The 22071-nt window shown below is 30.7% G+C and carries 18 protein-coding genes and 1 pseudogene; all 19 read right to left on the reverse strand.

Annotation, left to right across the window (positions count from 1 at the left end):
• Positions 1-178: 178 nt before the first annotated feature.
• Positions 179-1129: an ROK family protein gene (locus RH99_RS12200; protein WP_010238490.1), complete on the reverse strand. Its 951-nt coding sequence runs from the start codon at positions 1127-1129 to the stop codon at positions 179-181.
• A 94-nt stretch (positions 1130-1223) separates the two neighbouring features.
• Entirely contained in the window at positions 1224-3908 is a 2685-nt protein-coding gene (locus RH99_RS12205) for a sigma 54-interacting transcriptional regulator (RefSeq protein WP_010238492.1), read from the reverse strand.
• 165 nt (positions 3909-4073) lie between these two features.
• Complete coding sequence (locus tag RH99_RS12210; protein ID WP_010238495.1) at positions 4074-5753, reverse strand: glycoside hydrolase family 13 protein; 1680 nt, start codon at positions 5751-5753, stop codon at positions 4074-4076.
• A 28-nt stretch (positions 5754-5781) separates the two neighbouring features.
• Complete coding sequence (locus RH99_RS12215; protein ID WP_010238497.1) at positions 5782-6609, reverse strand: PTS system mannose/fructose/sorbose family transporter subunit IID; 828 nt, start codon at positions 6607-6609, stop codon at positions 5782-5784.
• Positions 6602-7408 carry a PTS mannose/fructose/sorbose/N-acetylgalactosamine transporter subunit IIC gene (locus RH99_RS12220; RefSeq protein ID WP_010238499.1) on the reverse strand — a complete coding sequence of 269 codons (807 nt, stop codon included), beginning with the start codon at positions 7406-7408 and terminating at the stop codon, positions 6602-6604. Before RH99_RS12220 ends, RH99_RS12215 begins: the two co-directional genes overlap by 8 nt.
• 24 nt (positions 7409-7432) lie before the next feature.
• Complete coding sequence (locus tag RH99_RS12225; protein WP_010238501.1) at positions 7433-7933, reverse strand: PTS sugar transporter subunit IIB; 501 nt, start codon at positions 7931-7933, stop codon at positions 7433-7435.
• Between the two features lie 46 nt (positions 7934-7979).
• The gene (locus RH99_RS12230; RefSeq protein ID WP_010238504.1) at positions 7980-8402 is read right to left on the reverse strand and encodes a PTS sugar transporter subunit IIA; all 423 of its coding nucleotides are present in this window, start codon (positions 8400-8402) and stop codon (positions 7980-7982) included.
• A 642-nt stretch (positions 8403-9044) separates the two neighbouring features.
• Positions 9045-9995 (reverse strand): ROK family protein, encoded by a 951-nt coding sequence (locus RH99_RS12235; RefSeq protein ID WP_010238506.1) that lies wholly within the window; start codon positions 9993-9995, stop codon positions 9045-9047.
• Positions 9996-10098: 103 nt separating this feature from the next.
• A complete protein-coding gene (locus RH99_RS12240; RefSeq protein WP_010238508.1) occupies positions 10099-11781 on the reverse strand; it encodes a glycoside hydrolase family 13 protein in 1683 nt (560 codons plus the stop codon).
• 36 nt (positions 11782-11817) lie between these two features.
• Positions 11818-12231 (reverse strand): PTS sugar transporter subunit IIA, encoded by a 414-nt coding sequence (locus RH99_RS12245; protein WP_010238510.1) that lies wholly within the window; start codon positions 12229-12231, stop codon positions 11818-11820.
• Positions 12232-12252: 21 nt separating this feature from the next.
• Positions 12253-13293, reverse strand: a complete 1041-nt coding sequence (locus RH99_RS12250) for a hypothetical protein (RefSeq protein WP_010238512.1) — start codon at positions 13291-13293, stop codon at positions 12253-12255.
• Positions 13294-13388: 95 nt separating this feature from the next.
• Positions 13389-14207 carry a PTS system mannose/fructose/sorbose family transporter subunit IID gene (locus RH99_RS12255; protein ID WP_010238514.1) on the reverse strand — a complete coding sequence of 273 codons (819 nt, stop codon included), beginning with the start codon at positions 14205-14207 and terminating at the stop codon, positions 13389-13391.
• The gene (locus RH99_RS12260) at positions 14200-14976 is read right to left on the reverse strand and encodes a PTS mannose/fructose/sorbose/N-acetylgalactosamine transporter subunit IIC (RefSeq protein ID WP_010238516.1); all 777 of its coding nucleotides are present in this window, start codon (positions 14974-14976) and stop codon (positions 14200-14202) included. Before RH99_RS12260 ends, RH99_RS12255 begins: the two co-directional genes overlap by 8 nt.
• Before the next feature lie 22 nt (positions 14977-14998).
• Entirely contained in the window at positions 14999-15484 is a 486-nt protein-coding gene (locus RH99_RS12265) for a PTS sugar transporter subunit IIB (RefSeq protein ID WP_010238518.1), read from the reverse strand.
• Between the two features lie 54 nt (positions 15485-15538).
• Positions 15539-16012 (reverse strand): PTS sugar transporter subunit IIB, encoded by a 474-nt coding sequence (locus RH99_RS12270; RefSeq protein ID WP_010238521.1) that lies wholly within the window; start codon positions 16010-16012, stop codon positions 15539-15541.
• Positions 16013-16110: 98 nt separating this feature from the next.
• Positions 16111-18864, reverse strand: coding sequence for a sigma 54-interacting transcriptional regulator (locus RH99_RS12275; protein ID WP_010238523.1), 2754 nt, complete (start codon positions 18862-18864; stop codon positions 16111-16113).
• A 206-nt stretch (positions 18865-19070) separates the two neighbouring features.
• The gene (pfkA, locus tag RH99_RS12280) at positions 19071-20030 is read right to left on the reverse strand and encodes a 6-phosphofructokinase (RefSeq protein ID WP_010238525.1); all 960 of its coding nucleotides are present in this window, start codon (positions 20028-20030) and stop codon (positions 19071-19073) included.
• Between the two features lie 32 nt (positions 20031-20062).
• Positions 20063-21733: an alpha-glucosidase gene (locus RH99_RS12285; RefSeq protein ID WP_010238527.1), complete on the reverse strand. Its 1671-nt coding sequence runs from the start codon at positions 21731-21733 to the stop codon at positions 20063-20065.
• A gap of 181 nt (positions 21734-21914) precedes the next feature.
• Positions 21915-22071, reverse strand: a pseudogene (locus tag RH99_RS19785) (ROK family protein); the annotation flags it as partial.

Here is a 22071-nt window from a genome sequence, read left to right on the forward strand (position 1 = left end):
GTATAACTATAATTGGAATGCTAAAGAAAGACGGGCTTTGTATTCGTGCCATGAATGATTTGGATAAAAACCTAATAGAGAAGTGACCGCTACCAAACAAAAACACCGCCCTTAGGCCCACTAAAGCGGTGTCTTATGTAATGTGATAGCTTAAAATTTATTTTATTATAGAAAATATTTATTTACTTGCAATTACAGCTAATCCAACTGCTCCCATTACCCCTGCATCTGTACCAAGTCCAGCAGGAACAATTTTACATGACTCAGCCATAGCTTTAAAGCATCTTGTATTTACTACTTCTTTAACTTTATCAAATACAATATCTCCACCTTTTGATACTCCTCCGCCGATAATAACTATTTCTGGATCAAATATTGTTATCATGTTAGCAACACATATACCTAAATAATTAAGGCTAGTATCAAGAATCTTTGAAGCTACTGCATCACCCTTCTTTGCTGCTTGAAATGTCTCATAGGAAGTTACATTTTCATAGGTTTTTAATATTGTATCTTCCCCATTTAAAATTGCTTCTTTTGCCCTTTTACCTATAGCAGTTCCTGATGCAAGTGCCTCTGCACAACCATAATTTCCGCAGTTACATCTTGGCCCATCTTTTTCAAGAGTCATATGGCCTATTTCAAGAGCATTACAGGTGTTACCCCTATATACTTGTCCATTTAATATAGCGCCTCCTCCAATTCCAGTACTTACTGTTATAAAAATCATATTCTTTGTACCTTGACCTGCACCAAATACAAATTCACCAATTGCTCCTACATTTCCATCATTATCAAGATAAGTAGGCACTCCAAATTTTTCTTTTATAGGATCTACCAATTTAAAATTCTTAAATGGAAGATTTGGTGTGGTTATTATTATTCCCTTTTCAGCATCCAGTGGCCCTGGAGAACCTATGCCTATAGCTTTAATCTCTTCCGGTTTCTTATCTCCATCGCTTAATATTTTTTCAATAACACTGATTACTCTTCCAAGTACTGCTTCTTCACCTTCAAAAGCATTAGTAGCAATTATATGCTGACTTAATACATTTCCATCCACGTCTGATAATGCTCCACAGATTTTAGTTCCCCCTAAATCTATTCCTATAACATATTCTTTTGCCATTAATTATTCACTCCAATACTTAGTAACCATTTATGCTATATTGTATAAATTAGTATAAATTTAAATATTTTATAATGATATTCTACAATAATCATTATAAAATATTCTTAAACAATTCATACAATAATGATAACTCATACTGATTTAATTTAATATGATACCTTTTTTCTATCTCACCAAAAATATCTTTGGAAACATCATAAAACTCCTTCTCTTTATCTGCATATTCCATTTTTTCTCCTGCCTCATAATTATCTGATGTCATTAGTCGTTCAATCATAAAAGCAATGTGCATATACAAATTTAGTTTAATATACCCGACTAAATTCATATCGTAATACTGTTCATATCTATAAATAACATTTTCTACTTCATTAATTACAATATTGGGATTTAAAAAAGTCAATCTACTAGCAATTCCTTCCATAGAAAAGAATTTGATAAACTCTCTTTTCATAGCTTCAAATTCCTGTTTATTCATTTCAGATTTTAATGCTTCCCATAGGCACTTTTCACCTTTTCCGTCTAAAATATCATAAACATTAACCCAAGGTATGGTTGTAATCTGTGGTAAATTTGATGTAGTAATTATTAGTTTTGTATGCTTAAAATCATCTTTATTATTTTGATCAATTAAATTTCTCAAATTCTTATAATCCATTGTAATAACATCCATAGTTTCATAATTAATAAAACGATCAATAAGCTCTTTTATTCTATGAGAAATTCCAAGTCCAGACATACAAGAAATAATTATATTATTTCCCCTTGCAATGCCTTCAAAATATTGAATACCAATTGTATAAGCATTCTTTGCCTGTTCCGCAATGTATTTAAAAGATACATTCTGAATCATTTTCATTCCAACATCCAAAGCAATTGCAGTTGTCACATTGTTCATAATAAGTAAATCTCCAGATAAATGATTCTTTATAGAAGAATACATTTGATTTAAGGAACCCATATCCACTAGTAGGATAACACCTTTGCTAGTATTTATTTTTTCAAGATAAGCATTCACCTTTTTAATTGTTTCTGCTGAAGATATTTCCATAGGCATATCTATAGATTCAAATACAAAGGTACCACAGTTTTGATTTGCAACAGATTGAATACTACTTGCAGTAGCACTTCCATGTGCTACAATTAATCCTTGAAGTTCAATAGTTTCTACTATATATTCTTGAAAAAATATAGTATTCATAATCTCTAAGCATTTAGATACTCCAGTGGAAATTGTGCCTAATTCTTCTCCAAGCTTTATAGCTACATAATGAGCTCTTAGAGATATATCCTCTAAAAAACCTATGACCTTATTAAAATTAAATTTAGCTATTATATCATCTTGTAATATTAAGACTAAACAGAACATTGGTTCCATAACTTCTTTAGGACAATGAACACCATAACGCTCTGCAATATTTAAAAACTTCTCCATATAACTTTCTCTGATAAATAAGTTTTGTTCTAAAAACAATATATTTAGATGTTTTTTAACAGAATTCATTAACTTTTTAAATTCAATAAAAATTTCTAACTTGGCTGCTTCAATATTTTCATAGGAAATATTTGAAATTTGTTGAAAAAACTCAATAAATTTTTGTTTTATTTTTATACTCTCATCTTCAACTTGAACTAATTCTCTGTTGTAAAATATTCTAAGTGGAGTTACATCTCTATTAGATGTACTAAAAGATATATCTGAAATATCAGGTATATCTTCTAAAGTAATATTTAAAGATACTTCATTCATCTGTTTTGTAAATGCATTAGCACAACTAATTTGAATAATATTTTGAAGAGTTCCAATATTCCCCTTAGGCTTTGAAAAACATAATACTTCTACAACATGCACATCAACTACAATATCTTTTTTTATTTTTTTTGCCTCTTTATAATAGAATAAATAAATCATCTGCAATCTTTCTGTAAAAGGACGATTTATTATACTATCAATATTAATATGAACCGCAATTCTACGTCTAAAGGTTTCCAGTAATACCTCTTCAGTACGTTCTGTGGTAGCAAAAATAAACCGTACATTAGATTTTTTCCATTCATTATCTCCCAATTGGCGATATTTCCCTGTGTCCATAAATAGAAATAGTTTTTCCTGATTGGCATAGGATAATCTATGAATCTCATCCAAAAACAGATAGCCGCCATTAGCCTCATTTAAAAGTCCTTCCTTATCACTATTTGCCCCAGTAAAACTTCCTTTCTTGTAGCCAAGCAATGTAGCAGACAATAACTCAGGATTATTTGCATAATCTGCACAGTTTAATACTACAAAAGGTGCTTTGGGTAAAATCACTTTTTGTTCCAAAGCATATTGATAAATCAAATTGGCAAGAAAACTTTTTCCCACACCACTTTCACCTGTAATAAGTATAGGTAATCCATTTGGAGGATAATTGACCACAGCCTTGCACTGTTCCACAACCTTTTTTTGGCTGCCATGACAACCAATTATAACACTAAATGCATTAGTTTCCTGCTGGTGGTCAATTTTTGTAATACTGTCTTTATTATTATCTTTAACATTTATATTATCTAATGCTGTATCTTCGTTTTTATTCTCATAGACGTTGGAAATACTCCAATATACAGGTCTTGAATTTGTCTTTTGCACCAATCTTTCCTCAAGTAAACGGTTAAGGTAATGACTAACTACCTGACGACTTAAATGTAATTCTTTTGATAACTCTACTGCACTAACCTTCACCTTTTCCATGCACATCTTTTGCATCATATCATAAACTTTATCTTTTGCCTGCATATTGGTATTCTCCCTTCATTACAATCTATTTTACAGTAAATATTTTAATTTGCCTATAGAGTAAAAAGACACCTTTTAGATAAAACTGCTACACAATTTACTTCAAAACAGTTTATCTAGACATAATAAATAAATTACTGCCTTTTCCTTTAATCCTTTATTCTACTATTTAATACTACGAACTATAAATGCCTCATAAGGTCTTAACGGCATATTTACTCTTATTTCATCATAGTTACTGATAACTTTCTCCCACTTTTCATAAAAATAAGGTAAAAGAGCATCTACTGCTGTCTCTTCCTCAGAAAAATTAGCTGCCACAAGCCATTTTTCACCCTTTAGCTCTCTTTCATATACATATAAATTTGGATGCTCTGGAAGATAAAGCTTAAATGTACCATCTGTAAGAATTTGTTCTTCATGACGTAACTTAATTAACTTCTGATAATAATAGAAAATAGAATCCTCATCTTCCAATGCTTCGGATACATTAATTTCAGAATAGCGTGGATTCACTTTAATCCAAGGTTTACCTGTTGTAAATCCTGAATTTTCAGAGCTGTCCCACTGCATTGGAGTTCTGGCATTATCACGGCTTTTTTTCCATACTGCAGCCATAAAATCTTCTTCTAAAATAGATTTATTTTTCTGAACTAATTCTCTATATGCATTATGAATTTCTACATCATCATATTCTTCAAGCTTATAATGAGCATTTACCATACCTATTTCTTCTCCTTGATAAATATAAGGTGTTCCTTGCATACCATGAAGTATAGTGGCAAAAGCTTTTGCACATTCTTTACGATAATTCGTATCATTTCCCCAGCGTGAAATTATTCTAGGCTGATCATGATTTTCAAAATAAAGAGCATTCCATCCATGATCAAGTAATTTTACTTGCCAGTTAGATAAAACACGTTTCAAATCCCTAAAATCGAAATCTTTTAAATCCCATTTTTTATTTGGAGAATTTGGAATTCTATCGAGATCCATATGTTCGAAGGTGATAATCATATTTAATTCTTTTCTTTCTGGATCTACAAATAATCTAGCAATATCCGAATCGGATCCAGGTGCTTCCCCAACAGTCATACAGTCATATTTTGATAATACTTCCCTATTCATTTCCTGCAAATACTCATGAAGTCTTGGTCCGTTAGCATGCATAAACCCTTTAATATACTTTTGCCCTGGCCTTTCTGGATAGTCTGGGAAATCAGTATATTTTGATATAGATGCAATTACATCCATACGCCATCCATCTACTCCTTTATCCATCCAAAACTTCATTAAATCATAGACTTCCTGGCGAACTTTTTTATTCTCCCAGTTTAAATCTGGTTGTTTCTTTGTATAGTAATGAAGATAATATTGCTTCCTTTCCTTTGAATATTCCCATGCTGAACCACAGAAGCTGGAACCCCAATTGTTTGGTTCACTACCATCCTTCTTAGGATCAAGCCAAAAATAGTAATCACTATATGGATTATCCTTAGATTTTTTACTTTCTTCAAACCAATAATGTTCATCCGAGGTATGATTAGCAACTAAATCCATTACTATTTTAATTCCTCTATTGTGTGCTTCCTTAATTAATTTTTCCATATCAGCATTAGTTCCAAATTTTTCGTATATCTTTCTATAGTCACTAATATCATAACCGTTGTCATCTTGAGGAGAGTCAAAAACGGGACTAATCCATATAACATCAATTCCTAGATTTTTTAAATAATCTAACTTTTCTATTATACCATTTAAGTCACCATAGCCATCTCCATTGGAATCTTTAAAACTTCTCGGATATATTTGATAAACAACTGCTTTTTTCCACCAATCACTCATAATAATTCTCCTTATCTTCTATAAATAATTATGCAATACCCAATGCTGAAAGTAAAATCCCCAATATAATAACACCGATTAATAGGATATTTATACTAACTTTTTTATTTCTCATCAAGTAAAAACAAATTAAAGTTATTGCTAGTGGTACAATACCTACGAATATCTGATCCAGCATATTTTGTAAATTAAGTACTGAAGTACCACCCATTTTAAATTGAACAGTAGTCTTGAATATTACCATTTGGCTGGTCATTCCGCCTACCATGATTAAACCAACAATACTGGCAGCCTTAGTTAGTATATTAATCAATCCACTGGCATATAATTTTTCTATATATTTTGACCCTAAACTATATCCTAAAAATGTTGCATAATATTTTATAACAATAGCTGGAATATTGAAAAGTAATAAAAATATAATCGGTGCAAGAACATTTCCAGATTGCCCCATACTAACAGCAACACCAGCTGCAATAACTCTAATAACTCCCCAAAAGATAGAATCTCCAATGCCTGAAATTGGGCCCATTAAGCTGGACTTCACAGCATTAATTGATGTAGTGTCAAAATCATCACGAATACTATTTTCCTTCTCCATTGAAGCTGTAAGCCCCATTATAAATGTAGATAATGGAATTGTTGCACTAAAATATGACATTTGGCGTGTTAATGCCTCTTTTCTATCTTTTGAATCAGGGTAAAATTTATTAATAAAAGGCATTAATGAATAGCAGAACCCTGAACCACCTTGCTTTGCAGGACTTACAGAAGAATATAAAGTAAAGGACCTCCAAAACATTTTTTTAAGCAATTTTCTTTCTTCTTTTGGAATTTCTTTAGTTAAATTACTCATCGAAAAAATCCTCCTCTTCACTATTACCTAAGCTAGTATTTTGATTAACACCTACTTTAGCTAATTGACTCTTATCATAATCACTAAATGCAATAACAATTGCAATTATTATGCCTATAGCTGCAAGAGCAACAAGAGGTAATTTGAAATATGCAACTACTACAAATCCCAGAAAATAGAAAACGCATATTTTGTTATTCCATAATAATTTTAATAACATTGCCATACCAACAGCAGGTAATAAGTTTCCACATATGGTTAAGCCATTTAATACAAACTTTGGAATTGAGTTTAACAAAGCCTGAACTGCATCAGAACCTACAAGAATACCAAAGAAGGCAACTAGTGAGTATAAAAACCAGTTAACAGCCCAAAGTCCAAAATGTAAAGTTACTATTTTACGCTCTTCTCCTTTTACTGCAAGTTTATCAAAAACTGGTGCAAAAAAACCTACTAAGAAAATATATAAAAGATTCTTAATTTGAAGTCCTAAAATACCAATTGGTATAGCTAATGTTAAAGCAACCTCTGATCCACCTCCCAGCATAATTGCAAATGCTGCTCCTACAGCAGTAGCAATACCTGGTTCAGCAGCTTGTGCACCACCAATATTAACTACTCCCATAAATACTGCCTCAAGTGCTGCTCCTATTAAGACCCCTGTATGCAAATCTCCAAGTAGTAATCCTACTACAGGTCCTATAACAATTGGTCTATTAAGCATAGTAAGTCCTGCTAATTCAGCACCTCCAACACATATAAAGACAGCAAGTGCTACTAAAATAGCCTGTACTAACATGTATATTCCTCCCTTTACTCAATTTTATAAATTCATCTTTTGAACAATATCTTTCATTGGTTTTCTTTCGTCCGAAGGAACAGCTTGTAAACTGGTACTTGAATCAATTTCAATTAACTTTTTCAGGGAATCGATTTCATCCTTTGTAAGCATAACAGTTGGACTTACCATTGTTTTTTCAGATGCATCAATTCCATCAAATCGGCCAACATTACCTATATTCACATATTCTATATTTTCTGTATTTTCACGAATTTTCAAAGCATCTTTAATATTTCTAGTTAGAAGTAAAATTCTCATCTTTGCAACTTTTGGATTATTAGCTACACCAATAGCATCATCAACAGACTTTATAAGTAATTTAATACTATCTGGTACTGCCATTTTTAATGTCATTTTTTGCATTTCATCCTGTGCAGCTGCATCATTTGCTACAATAATTCCTTTAATTCTAAGCTCCTTTGACCATGCCAATGCAACCTGTCCATGAATTAATCTATCATCTACTCTTAATGCTACTATCATTTTTCATACCTCCAAATTTTATCTTTCTAATTATTTATTCTTTTATTTATCCTTCTAAAAAATCTTCATCACTTTTATCGTTTACATTAACTTCCACTAAATTCATCTGACTTCGGCTTTCTTCAATAATCTCATTTAGCCTCTCTCTAGTTATTAATTCACTCTCCATTATTACTGTTAAGATAAGAGGAAGATTAAAACCAGCAATAATAAATACGTCCAATTTTGATGCATATGTTACAATTTTTTGATTTACACTCCCACCTATAATATCAGTGAAAACAAATACCTCTTCTTCTGGCTTAACACTATCGAAAAATTTTTTAATGCTCTCGTTTACATCCTCCCCTTCTTTCTCAACATAAGCATTAATACATGTAATGTCTGCCATATTTCCTACCAAAAGTTCAATGGTGCTTTTAGCACCACTAGCTAAAGTTCCATGAGTTGCAATTAATATTTTTTTCACGTTCTTATGCTCCTTTCCATTGATATTAGTTTTAATAATTTTTAACTTATACTTTAATATAAAGCAAATCTCGTGCCAATATTTTTAGACATTAAAAAACCGCATAAATACGACTATTTTCACTAAATTATTATATATTTTACAGAAGAAATTAGACACTTATGAAATAAACATTATATGTGTCCAAAAAAATAATTTTAAACATTGTATATTTAAACACTTTATACTTAGTGTCTAAACATTTAATAAATTTGTATTAGGATAGAAGACATATCCAGTACAATATTAATTTTTTAAATACACTTATAGGTTAATCTAGCAAATAATTTTTTTCTACACTTTAATTAAAATAAAAAAAGCCTACTGAAATCACTATAAAGTGAATCAATAGGTTCTTAATAAAAAATCTATTAATTAATTTCTTGTCTTCCTGCTCCTTCATGTTAAGGAAAGAGCAATATCATATCCATTATCGTCATTTGTAAATTTATAAATTTCACATAATCAGATAATGTTTACTATATTCTTGTCAATTTGGTATTCCATAAAAAAGATTTCTTAGATTTTATTGTACTAGAAACTCTCAATTAACCTAAGAAATCCTTATAATATACATATTGTAAAATACTATCAATAAATAAACTATTTACTCTCAATAACAGCAAGAGCCACTGCGCCCATTACCCCTGCATCCGTTCCAAGTCCAGCTGGTACAATCTTGCATGACTCAGCCATGGCTTTAAAGCATCTTGTATTTACTACTTCTTTCACCTTATCAAATACAATATCTCCACCCTTTGATACTCCTCCACCGATAATAACCATTTCCGGATCAAATATTGTTATCATGTTAGCAACACATATACCTAAATAGTTAAGGCTATTATCCAGAATCTTTGAAGCTACTGCATCACCCTTCTTTGCTGCTTGAAATGTCTCATAGGAAGTTACATTTTCATAGGTTTTTAATATTGTATCTTCCCCATTTAAAATTGCTTTTTTTGCCCTTTTGCCTATAGCAGTTCCTGATGCAAGTGCCTCTGCACAACCATAATTTCCGCAGTTACATCTTGGCCCATCTTTTTCAAGAGTCATATGGCCTATTTCAAGAGCATTACAGGTGTTACCCCTATATACTTGTCCATTTAATATAGCGCCTCCGCCAATTCCAGTACTTACTGTTATAAAAATCATATTCTTTGTGCCTTGACCTGCACCAAATACGAATTCACCAATTGCTCCTACATTTCCATCATTATCAAGATAAGTAGGGACTCTAAATTTTTCTTTTATAGGATCTACCAATTTAAAATTCTTAAATGGAAGATTTGGTGTAGTTATTATTATTCCCTTTTCAGCATCCAGTGGCCCTGGAGAACCTATGCCTATAGCTTTAATCTCTTCCGGTTTCTTATCTCCATCGCTTAATATTTTTTCAATAACACTGATTACTCTTCCAAGTACTGCTTCTTCACCTTCAAAAGCATTAGTAGCAATTGTATGCTGACTTAATACATTTCCATCCACGTCTGATAATGCTCCGCAGATTTTAGTTCCCCCTAAATCTATTCCTATAACATATTCTTTTGCCATTAATTATTCACTCCATCTAATCATAAATATTTGTATATTCAATTGGGCAAGTAACCTAATAAACTATTGATATCACTTTATAAATTTACTATATACATGAAATTTATCTTTTTAATAAATAGACTCTAGCTTCGTAAGGCTTTAATTTAATATCAGCATCAATACCGTTAACATTTTCATAATTAGCAACTAATAATTCATAAGAATTATAATCAATGTTTTTAGGTAATCTAAAAATGGTTTCCCTATTAGTAAAATTACAAATTGTTAATAAAGTTTCATTTTTTTCTTTTCTAAGATATGCAAAAATGTCAGAATCATCTTGTAGTATCAATTCATATCTTCCAGTTATTATAATATCGTAATCTTTCCTCAATTGGATTAACCTTCGATAATAGTTGAAAACAGAATTTTCATCATCAACCTGAGTTGCAACATTAATCTTAGTGTAATTAGGATTAACTTTTATCCATGGCTTTGAATGAGAAAATCCTGCATTTTCTGAATTATCCCATTGCATTGGAGTTCTAGCATTATCTCTTCCTTTAGCATGAATTACACTTAAAGCATAAGATGGATCTTTTCCTTTAAGGTCAACAAGTTCATGATAACGATTAAGGATTTCAATATCCTTGTAATCTTCTATAGAATCAAAATGAACATTAGTCATTGCCAGTTCTTCACCTTGATAAACATAGGGGGTTCCCTTCATCATATGAAGTAAAGTTCCAAGCATTTTTGCTGATTCTATGCGGTATTTACCCTCATCACCAAAACGTGAAACAACTCTAGCTTGATCGTGATTATTCCAGTACAAACTATTCCAACCTTCATCTGCTAATCTTTCCTGCCATTTTGAAAGAACTTTTTTTAAATCAGACAATTTAGGCCTCATTGTTGTCCACTTTCTATTTTCATCATAATCCACATGCATGTGCTCAAATTGAAAAACCATATTAAGTTCACTTCTATTTGCAGAAGAATATTTAATAGCATCTTCAGGAGTAGTATTTGGAGTTTCTCCTACAGTAATCAAATCATATTTGGATAAAACTTTTTTATTCATTTCATGTAAAAATTCATGAACTCTTGGTCCGTTTGCGGCACCTTCATAGTAGGAAGCAAAGGAATTATCTCTAATTTCAGTACCATCCTTAAATTCCTGCCTTTTAGATATAAGGTTAATTACATCCATTCTGAATCCGTCAATACCTTTATCAAGCCAAAAGCGCATGGCATCATAAACTTCATTTCTTACTTCTTCATTTTCCCAGTTTAGATCCGGCTGTTCTTTGGCAAACAGATGCAGATAGTATTTTCCTACACTGTCCTTATATTCCCAGGTAGAGCCTCCAAAAGATGATCCCCAGTTGTTAGGCTCATGGCCATCCTTGCCTTCTTTCCAGATATAGTAGTCACGATATTTATTTTTTTCTGCTTTACAGCTCTCTTTAAACCACTTGTGCTGGTCTGACGTATGGTTAACAACCAGATCCATTATAATACGTATGCCAAGTTCATGTGCCTTACCTAATAATTCTTCAAAATCTTCCATAGTACCATAGCGTTTTTGAATTGTCCTATAGTCAGAGATATCATATCCGTTATCAACATTTGGAGACTCATATATAGGATTTAACCAGATAACATCAACTCCCAATCTTTTTATATAAGGCAACTTTTCAATAATACCTCTTAAATCTCCTACACCATCATTATTGCTATCTTTAAAACTTTGCGGATAGACTTGATAAACAACACTTTTTTTCCACCAAGGTTCACTCAAAATAAACGCCTCCCTAATATTTTTTATAGTAAAAATTTATTCATCATCTTCACTGACTTCAACTGAGTAATCATTGACATATATAACTTGATCTTTTCCTTCTTTAATTAATTCCTTTATCCGGTCAGCAGTCAATAAATCTTCTTCCGGCTGCAGCACAATAGATAAAGCCAGCGGTAAATTTATTCCAGATATAATATGTGTGTTTGGTCTATCTTTAAAGCTAAAAAATTTCTGATTTACACTTCCCCCTACCATGTCAGTGAGAATAACTAATTCGTCCTTTTCACTAACCTTCGCCATTATCTCTTTTATCTGATCATCAATTGGTTTATTATCACCATATGCCGACAGCGGAAATAGATTATCTCTCTCTCCTCCTATAAATTTTAATGTTTTAACCATTCCATCTGCCAGCTTGTCATGAGATGCCACAATAATTTTTCTCATAATCTTTCCTCCTGAATTCTTTTATTTATTAAATGATAAATAGGATAGTTTTTTAGGAAAACCTATTGATGTTTCTTTAAATATTTTATTAAAGATGTCCAAATCAAAGACAACTAGATCAGTATAGGATTTTTGCCCATAGCCATAACCAATTATTTGTCCGTATTTTCCTTCATTAAGCTTATTTATCAATGTATTTTGTAACTTCTCTTGTATTTGTTTAATTTCTTCTGCTGAGGAGTCTCCATTTTCATAGAATATATAAATATAATCAGCTCCAACGGATTTCATGAAATCATAATTATCCTTGTTATCACTAAAATACTCATTACATAAATTTATATGAGAAGTTGCTCCTCTTACAATATCTCTTCTGGTTTTCTTTTGTTTATTTATTTTAATCTCATTATATGGTGTAAATATTTCACCGCTGTAACTAGGTATTCCCCATTTTTTTCTTATTATAGTCTCTGATACATGACTATATAAATCATGCAAAGTAATAAATTTTCTTGTGTTAAAAAAGTCACTGTTTTTATCTTTTTCAATAATAATATTACCCGCATAACAATTCATATATAATTCCCCAAGCGATCTGTAAACCATCATCATGGCAATTGCTTCAGTATCTTCTCTTGGCATTTTTAAAAATCTTTCACAAAATATACGTATATTGAATTGATGCTTTTTTTTATCCATATCTAAAGCTGTGATTATTTCATAATCATTTATACTGCCATTTTCCAGTGCCAATGAATTATCTTCCTGATGAGGGAAGTCAACTGGTATATCCCATTTATCCCGAAGCTTCTCTGGCATATTTTCTTTAAAACATTTCTTTAAATAGTTCCTGTTTATATCCCCTAATGCATCCAGTATTAATTGATTTTTATCCTTATTTGTTTCAATAACAAAATAGATATTACCAAATAATTTATTTAATTTTTCCCCAATTAATTTAACATTTTTATTATAAATTTCCTTGTCATAACTATTTATATTCTGGCAATGTTTTTGAAACCATTGCCAGAATCCTATAGTATTATTTAAAAAACTTCCCATCATAAACTCTCATTTCTAAAGTTATTTTCTAGCTGACAAACCATATCTCCTAGGATACAGCACGAATACAATATTACTCAAATATTTTCTAAAACTTATGCTGATAATATATTAAATAAAGCACACAACATTGAGAAAACAATTACAAGAATAATTATTCTAGTTGTGGTCATCTTTTTCCAATCAAGAAGTTTATAAACAACAATTGTTAATACTGCTGGAAGTAAAGCAGGCATAATTTTATCAAGAACATCTTTTTGTATAGATAAGCTTACTTTACCTACCGTATAAACATAAGCAACATTCATTTTAATAACACTTGGAATAAGTGAACCTACAACAGCCAGACCAAGAATCGACGCTGCCTCTGTAAGAATATTTAGTTTATCCCCAAAGGAAGTAATTAACTTAAGTCCAGATTTATAACCAATATCAAATAATTTTACACGTACAAACAGAAATGCAATATTAAGTATCAACCACATGATGGCACCAGTTGGATTCCCCTGAAGAGCCATGTATCCTGAAATTGAACCCATAATTGTTGGAAGCAGTACCCAAATCAATGTATCACCAATACCTGCAAGAGGTCCCATTAAACTGGTTTTAAAGGACTGAACCGTATCTATGGCATCTTTACCATCTTTTTCTTCCATGGCAACAACAGCACCAAGAATAATATTTGCCATCCAAGTTGTAGTATTAAAGTATTTAAAATGATTATTTAAAACATCAACATAGTCATCATCATCTTTATATATCTTTCTTAACAGTGGAGATAATGCATAAACAAATGCTGGCCCCTGCTGTGTTTCATAGTTAAAATCATTACAAGCCATACCCATATAGCGTATTGCTGTTTTGTGTAAATCTTTTGATGTAACTACATATTTTCCATTTGTTTCTTCACTCATCGTAATCATCTCCTTGTACTGCAGTATTACTTACTGGGGCTGAAGCCGCTTTAGTAAACATATTATAAGCAAATCCAAACCCTATAATTGCCACTCCAAGTATAGGCATCTTAAGAAATGCTGATAATGCAAAACCAATCAATATATACATTAAATATTTTTTTACTGGCATATAATGTAAAAGAATTGCAATACCTACAACAGGTAATATCCCCCCGGCAATAGACAATCCATTAGTTACCCATTTAGGCACACTGTTAAGTATAAAACTTACTGCTTGAGATCCAAAGATAACACAGATAGCAGTTGGAATTGCTGTAGATAATCCAAATAAAACAGGTCCTAAATACAGTATATTTTTCATCTTTTTAAATTCTCTGTTGTTAGCATAGTTTTGAGCTTTATGAACAATAAAATTGTTCACTAGCTTAACAATTATATCCAGTTGAATACCAAGCATTCCAACTGGCAGTCCTATTGCTAACCCTGCTTTAATCCCTTGTCCTGTTTTTATTGCTATATATGCTCCAACAATTGTTGCCAGTCCATAGTTAGGTACAGAGGAACCTCCTAAGGAGGCAACCCCCAAGGCCATCAGTTGAAAAGTTCCTGCAACAATCATAGCAGTTTTCATATCGCCCATAATTAGTCCTACAATAAATCCCATAATAACAGGATAATAGGTAATGACAACAAATCCGTTCTGATCTATAGTCATAAAAAATGCAAGCAAAATTATGAGAATCATTTGTATAATTGCAATAGTCATTTTTATCTCCTCATTTCATCATCTATTTTTTAGCATTTAAAACATCAGCAAAATTTTGCTCTGTATCAGTTGGAACATATTGAAGATTAACTGGTACACCTTTATCAATTATATATTGTAAGTCCTTTTTTTCTTTTTCTGTGATAGCTACAAATTTAGATATTTTTTCTTTTTCCTCTGAAAAAAACATAATGCCAACGTTTACTTTAGGTAATTGAACACCTGCATCTACTAATTTTTTCAAAGTTTCCGGTTCTTTTACTACGATAAATACTCTTTGAGTATCATAATTGTGATTGTTAAAATTATTAATTGCTTTATTAGTGTCAATAATAGACATACTCACTCCAGTAGGTTTTGAAAGTCTCATACTTGCTTTCATTCCCTCATCTTTACTAACCTGATCATCAATAACCATAAGTCTTGTTGCCTTAGTTGCAGATGCCCACTGTGTAACCACTAATCCGTGGATAAGTCTTTGATCGATTCTTGCTAATTGTATACTCATAATATTTCCCTCCAAAAATTTTGTTTAAGAAAAAGATAAAAAGTGAATTTTATACTATAATTTTATTTTTTTTGTATTAGGCATATCTTGTATATAAATATTAATTCCTTTTGATTTTATATATTTAATATCTTCTAAATCGTTATCATCAACGTAAACATTAGATGCTAATAATTTTTTTCCATTAGTGTTATACATATTTCCAACACTAATTTCTACAATAGGAATTTCCTTATCAACAATCTGTTTTGCAATTTGTGGAGTTTTACAAACAATAAAAACCTTTTCATCATTTATATTATCCAGCTCTTGTTTTATATCGTTTACACAACAAAATATAACCTTTGCTCCTGCTGATTTTGCTGTCATTTTCATCAATGCCATTATCATTTTGTTTTTCATAACATCATCATCTGGAACTATAATCACATTAGCGCGTAAATAAGCTCTCCAAATAATTGCAATTTGTCCATGAACTAATCGATTATCAACTCTTGTTAACTGAATTTTATTTTTCACCTTTATCATTTCCTCTCACTTTAATATATAGCAAAAACCATGCCAAGCACTGTCAATGTCCTTAACATGATTTTTGGATTTTTAATAAATACTCTATTATCAGCATTCTAACTATTACTTATTTCGATTCTATTCTTCATAATATCATAAATAAATCCTATTTCAGAAAAAGGAATTTCAACATTATAATACTGTTCTATGACACTAAAGGCATTTTTAACTACTTTTATAAAGTGTACATGATACTGTACAAAGTTATCCAGCTCAGGATAATTTAAATTAGGATTTTTAATAATTACCCTTTCCATCATACAACTAATATGAATATATAAACTTATCTTTAAAAATCCATCCATTTTCACGCCAAAACTACGCTCAATTTTTACAACCGCATCCTCTACCTGATTAATTGTTTGCCTAGGGTTTAATATAGTAAGGTAATCTACAATATTTTCCAAAGTAAACATTTTTACCATGTCTTCATTTATACTATCTAAAATTTTATCATTAAAAATATCAGGAAATGCTTTTTTTAAAAGGGAATCACTTAGTTTTCTATTAATAAAAGTTTCAAAGGAGATAAATGGTATATCCTTAACTTCAGGATCTTCTGTTCCAATAATCATTTCAACACTATAATCCTGTAGTACACTCTGATTAATTCCTTTATCTTTTAATTCATAATAATCAATAGTAAAAATAGGAATTTTATTTTCTGTATTTTCATCAATTAATTTTTTAATCATCTTTGCGGCACCTAACCTAGTTGTACATGTTGTCACAATAGCTTTTTTCTTTAATTTTTTCTGAATAACGCGAGAGTTTATATGTATTTTTTTAACTGAATTATCAGCAATAGATTCTATGCTCTCATCATTTAGTATTCGTTGACCTACATCTAAAGCTATTGCTGTTGACACATTGTTAATTATAGCTATGTTTCCCAAATAGCTGCCACTTAATTTTGTGTATATTTTTTCTAAAGATCCCATATCCACAAGAATAACCAAATCGTTTTCTACATCTATTGTTTGGCAATATTTTTTTATTTCATTATTTATATCATCAATAGTGGCAGTAAGTGGCATATCAAAGGACTCATACACATAACTTCCAAGCAAACGATTACTGGTGCTGGCAATACTTGCTGCTGTTGAATAACCATGAGCAATTATAATGGCATTAATGTTTCTTTTCTTCAATGTTCTCTGCTGGGAATAAACAAACATAAATAAATACAACATAAAAATTTTCTTATTTGGAATACTAACTTCTTTCTCCAACTCATCTAAAATAACTTTTGCTATCTTTAATTCTTTATAATAACGATTTCCAAGTTCATCAATTGCCTCAGTTAATTCTTTATTTAATATTAAAGATTCCGTATTATCATAAATATAAAGCACCAGATTTGTTAATATACCAACGTGACTATTGTACTGATTCAATCCAAAATTCAAATAAGCATAAGATAAAATATTACGTATTTTTTTTTGCATAGATTCAAAAAATATATTCTGCTTATGCATATTTAAGTCAAACATGACATGATTTATACAGCTGTTAAATATACGGCATATTTTAACATAAAACGTATCTTCATCTATTTCATTTTTCTTAAGAGCTATAATTCTGCTTACAATAATCTGATTATAACGTTGAAGCCTTAATTTCTCACCAGTTCTTTGATTTGTTTCCTTTGAATTAATATAGGAGATTTCTAAATCATTCACATTAAATGGATTCTCTTCATTAATTTCAGATGATTTCAAAAGATTTTCAGGTAAATGATTTATTTGAATAAATATTGTTTCCCCTGCATTTATCTTTTCTTCTGTAAGAGCTTTTGCACAGCTTAATTTAATTATATTTGATAGCTTTCCCACATTTCCATTTTTAATATTGTTTAGTAAAAAATTAATCACATTACTCTTTATAATCATGTTTTTCTTAATTAAGCTTGCTTCTTTTTTATAAAAGCTATAGATAAGATCAAGTCTTTCATTTTGTGGTCTTTCTTTATAACTTGGTATCTTGATAATAAGGGGTATTCTTCTTAAAAAAGTATCCAGAAAATGTGATTCAGGATTTTCTGTAGTTGCAAACATCAATCTGACATTTGATTTTCTATATTTATCTGTTTCACCCATTCTTCTAAAATAACCTTTATCCATGAACAAAAATAGTTTTTCCTGTCCTTCAGAAGGTAATCTGTGAATTTCATCTAGAAAAAGATAACCATTATCAGCAAGCTCAATTAAACCTTTTTTTTCTTGATCTGCACCCGTATAGGCTCCTTTTGCATGTCCAAATAAGATTGATGATAATAGTTCCGGATTATTAGCATATTCTGCACAGTTAAGTTCTACAAAATCTCCAGTACAATATTCACTTTTTAAAGCATATTCATAAGTCAATCTTGCAAATAAACTTTTTCCAACACCTGATTCTCCTACAAATAATGAGTTAAGACCTTTGGGTGGATAAATAACTGATGATTTACATTGATCAATAATTGTTTTCAGGCTTCCCTCACTTCCAACCAATTGCCTAAATGGATTAATATTTTTGTTTTCAGTACTTTTATTTTCAATACCCTGCTTTAAATATTGATTAATCATTAAATAGGAATCTTTATCCTTTTCATAAACACTTCTAGAGAGAAAATATACTGGGCGAGTATTAACCTTAATTGCATTTCCTTCATTAACAAATTCATTGAGAAAATGACTTGCCAAATTTCTTTGTATATTTAATTCCTCAGCTATATCCTTAGCACTGACTCCTAAATCCTTATTGGGATCAATTTTCAATGACAGTTCTTCAAATTTTATATTTATTTTTTCTCTGTTTGTTGCCATTCGTATCACCCCTTTAAAATTTTAAATATTTCACCTTAATCATTACAGTAAACGTATAAGTTATATATAATAATCATATGAATGGAAAAGAAAAATGTCAAGTAAAGGTAATATGCACTAGAATCTCTTTAAAATTCTAGTGCATAATTAATATTTTTTAATAAATACAATTTTATAAGTTTATATGCCTTGTATTTTAATGAAATCTATCTTGAAAGTATCTCTGATATCTCATATAGTCTTTCATCAAACTTTCTTGGTATTGCTAAAGCTTCATCTATATCATCATCAGTTATTTTATTATCTCTTATTCCTATAACTCTTGATGATTTTCCCTCAATTAGAACTTCTACAGCTCTAACGCCCATTCTTGAAGCAAGCATTCTATCAAAGGCAGATGGACTTCCTCCTCTTTGAATATGCCCTAAAATAGTTGCTCTTGTTTCAATACCTGTAATATCTTCAACTTTCTTAGCTAATTCGATTGATCCACCAATTCCTTCTGCAACTATAATCAAACTATGCATTTTTCCTTTTAATTTTCCTTCAAGAATAGTTTTGCATAGTTCATCAAAGTCGTAACCCTTTTCAGGTATTACAACACCTTCTGCTCCTCCAGCTATACCTGAATAAAGAGCAATGTCACCACAGTCTCTTCCCATTACTTCAACTATACTTACTCTTTCATGTGAAGCAGAAGTATCTCTTAATTTATTTATAGCATCTAATACTGTATTTAAGGTAGTATCAAAACCCAATGTATAATCTGTATATGACAAATCATTGTCTATAGTACCAGGAATACCCACTGTAGCAATTCCAAGCTTTGAAAGTTTTTGAGCTCCCATAAACGAGCCATTCCCACCTATAACAACTAGACCATCTACACCAAATACCTTTAAGACTCCTGCTGCCTTCTTTCTTCCTTCCTCAGTCATAAATTCAGCACAACGGGCAGTCCTTAGAATAGTACCACCTCTTTGAATTATATCTGATACATCTTTCCTTTTCATTTCAAAGAGCTCTCCATTTATTAATCCACTGTATCCTCTTTCAATTCCCATAACTTTAAGCCCTTTATCAAGAGAAGTTCTTACTACGGCTCTTACGGCAGCATTCATTCCAGGTGCGTCTCCACCACTTGTTAATATAGCTATTGTTTTCATACATATACCTCCTACGAAAATTATAGACTTAATTAATTAATTTCTAAAACTATAGATTGATATGGAAGTAACTTTATATTTTCTTTATCTAGCAAAATTTCCTCATAATTATTTAACAATGTTTTCTTTATATTCTCTTTAATTTCTATAGTAGAAGTCTTATTAACACAATTATTTATAATTAAAATTCTTTGTTTATCATCTTTTCTCTCATATGCAATTATACCATCATATTCTTTAAATATTGGAATAAAATCTCCATAAATAAAAACTTCCTTATATTCTTCACTTTTACGTAATTTAACTAGTCTTTTATAATAAGTCAATAAAGAATATTCTTTGTCTTCCTGATCCTTCATGTTAATGTATTTATAATTTGGATTTATTTCAAACCATGGTGTTCCAGTAGTAAATCCTGAATTTTTATCATGGCTCCACTGAAATGGAGTTCTGCTGTGTTCTCTACATTCTATATTTATCTTCTTTAACGCTTCATCTTCTGTAAATCCTTTACCTAAGTATGCTTTATAATTTTGATATGTAGCTAAATCCAAAAATTCATCTATGGATTTTTTAGGAAAATCCATCATGCCAATTTCCTGTCCCTGATATATAAAAGGAATACCTCTTAAGAAAAAGTATACAGTCGCTAGCATAGATTCACTATAGAAACCAATTTCGTTTTCTGGTATAAATCTATTTGTAGACCTTGGTAAATCATGATTCTCAATAAAATTTGATAAAAATCCATATTCAATTGAATTTAACTGCTTTTCAAATAGTTTATCTCTTATTTCATTCACCATTTCTATAGGATTATTTTTCCATTCATCATCATTTATATGATAAGTTACATGACAGAAATCAAAGACCGTAGAAAAGCACCCATTTTCTCCAATAAAATCTACCAGCCTATCTGATTCTTTTACATCTGTTTCTCCTACTGTCATACTATCATAGATTTTGAATGTTCTTTCTTTTAGTTCGTCTAAAAACACTTCAATTCCCTTTGCATTCCTATAGTATTCCCAAGCATCCACTAAGCCATCTGGACCATCAGATGGCAAATTAATATAGGAAAAGTCCTTTTTAATATGGGCAATTGCATCTACTCTAAATCCGCCTAACCCCTTTTCTAGCCAGTAATTTACCATTTTATATAATTCATTGCGCATCTCTTTATTTTCCCAGTTTAAATCCGGTTGACCTTTAGTAAATAAATGCAAGTAATATTTATTTGTATCTGCAATTTTTTCCCAAGCACTTCCTCCAAAAATAGAACGCCAATTATTAGGTGGAGTATCCGCTTTTCCTTGTTTTATTATATAATAATCTGCATATTTGCTATCTAAATCTTCCATAGCTTTTTCAAACCATATGTGCTTATCAGAAGTATGATTAATTACCAAATCCATTAAAATCTTAATACCTCTTTTTTCTGATTCTTTTAAAAGAAGTTCCATATCCTTCATATTTCCAAAGGAAGGATCAATATCATAGTAATCTGAAATATCATATCCATGGTCCACCATTGGTGATTTATATATTGGACAAATCCAGATAACATTAATTCCTAAATCCTTTAAATAATCTAAACGATTTATAATTCCCTTTATATCCCCAATACCATCTCCATTTGAATCCTGAAAACTTTTAGGATAAATTTGATATACTATAGAATCCTGCCACCATTTTTTAATCATCCTTTATCACCTTCTCATTACTAATCTTTCAAGTTTCACATAATCAGATAACGTTTACTATATTCTTGTCAGTTTGGTATTCCATAAAAAAGATTTCTTAGATTTTATTGTATTATAAACTCTCAATTAACCTAAGAAATCCTTATAATATACATATTGTAAAATACTCTCAATAAATAAACTATTTACTCTCAATAACAGCAAGAGCCACTGCTCCCATTACCCCTGCATCTGTTCCAAGTCCAGCTGGTACAATCTTGCATGACTCAGCCATGGCTTTAAAGCATCTTGTATTTACTACTTCTTTAACTTTATCAAATACAATATCTCCACCCTTT

Source organism: Clostridium arbusti SL206 (genome assembly GCF_000246895.1).
Classification (GTDB): Bacteria; Bacillota; Clostridia; order Clostridiales; family Clostridiaceae; genus Clostridium_I; species Clostridium_I arbusti.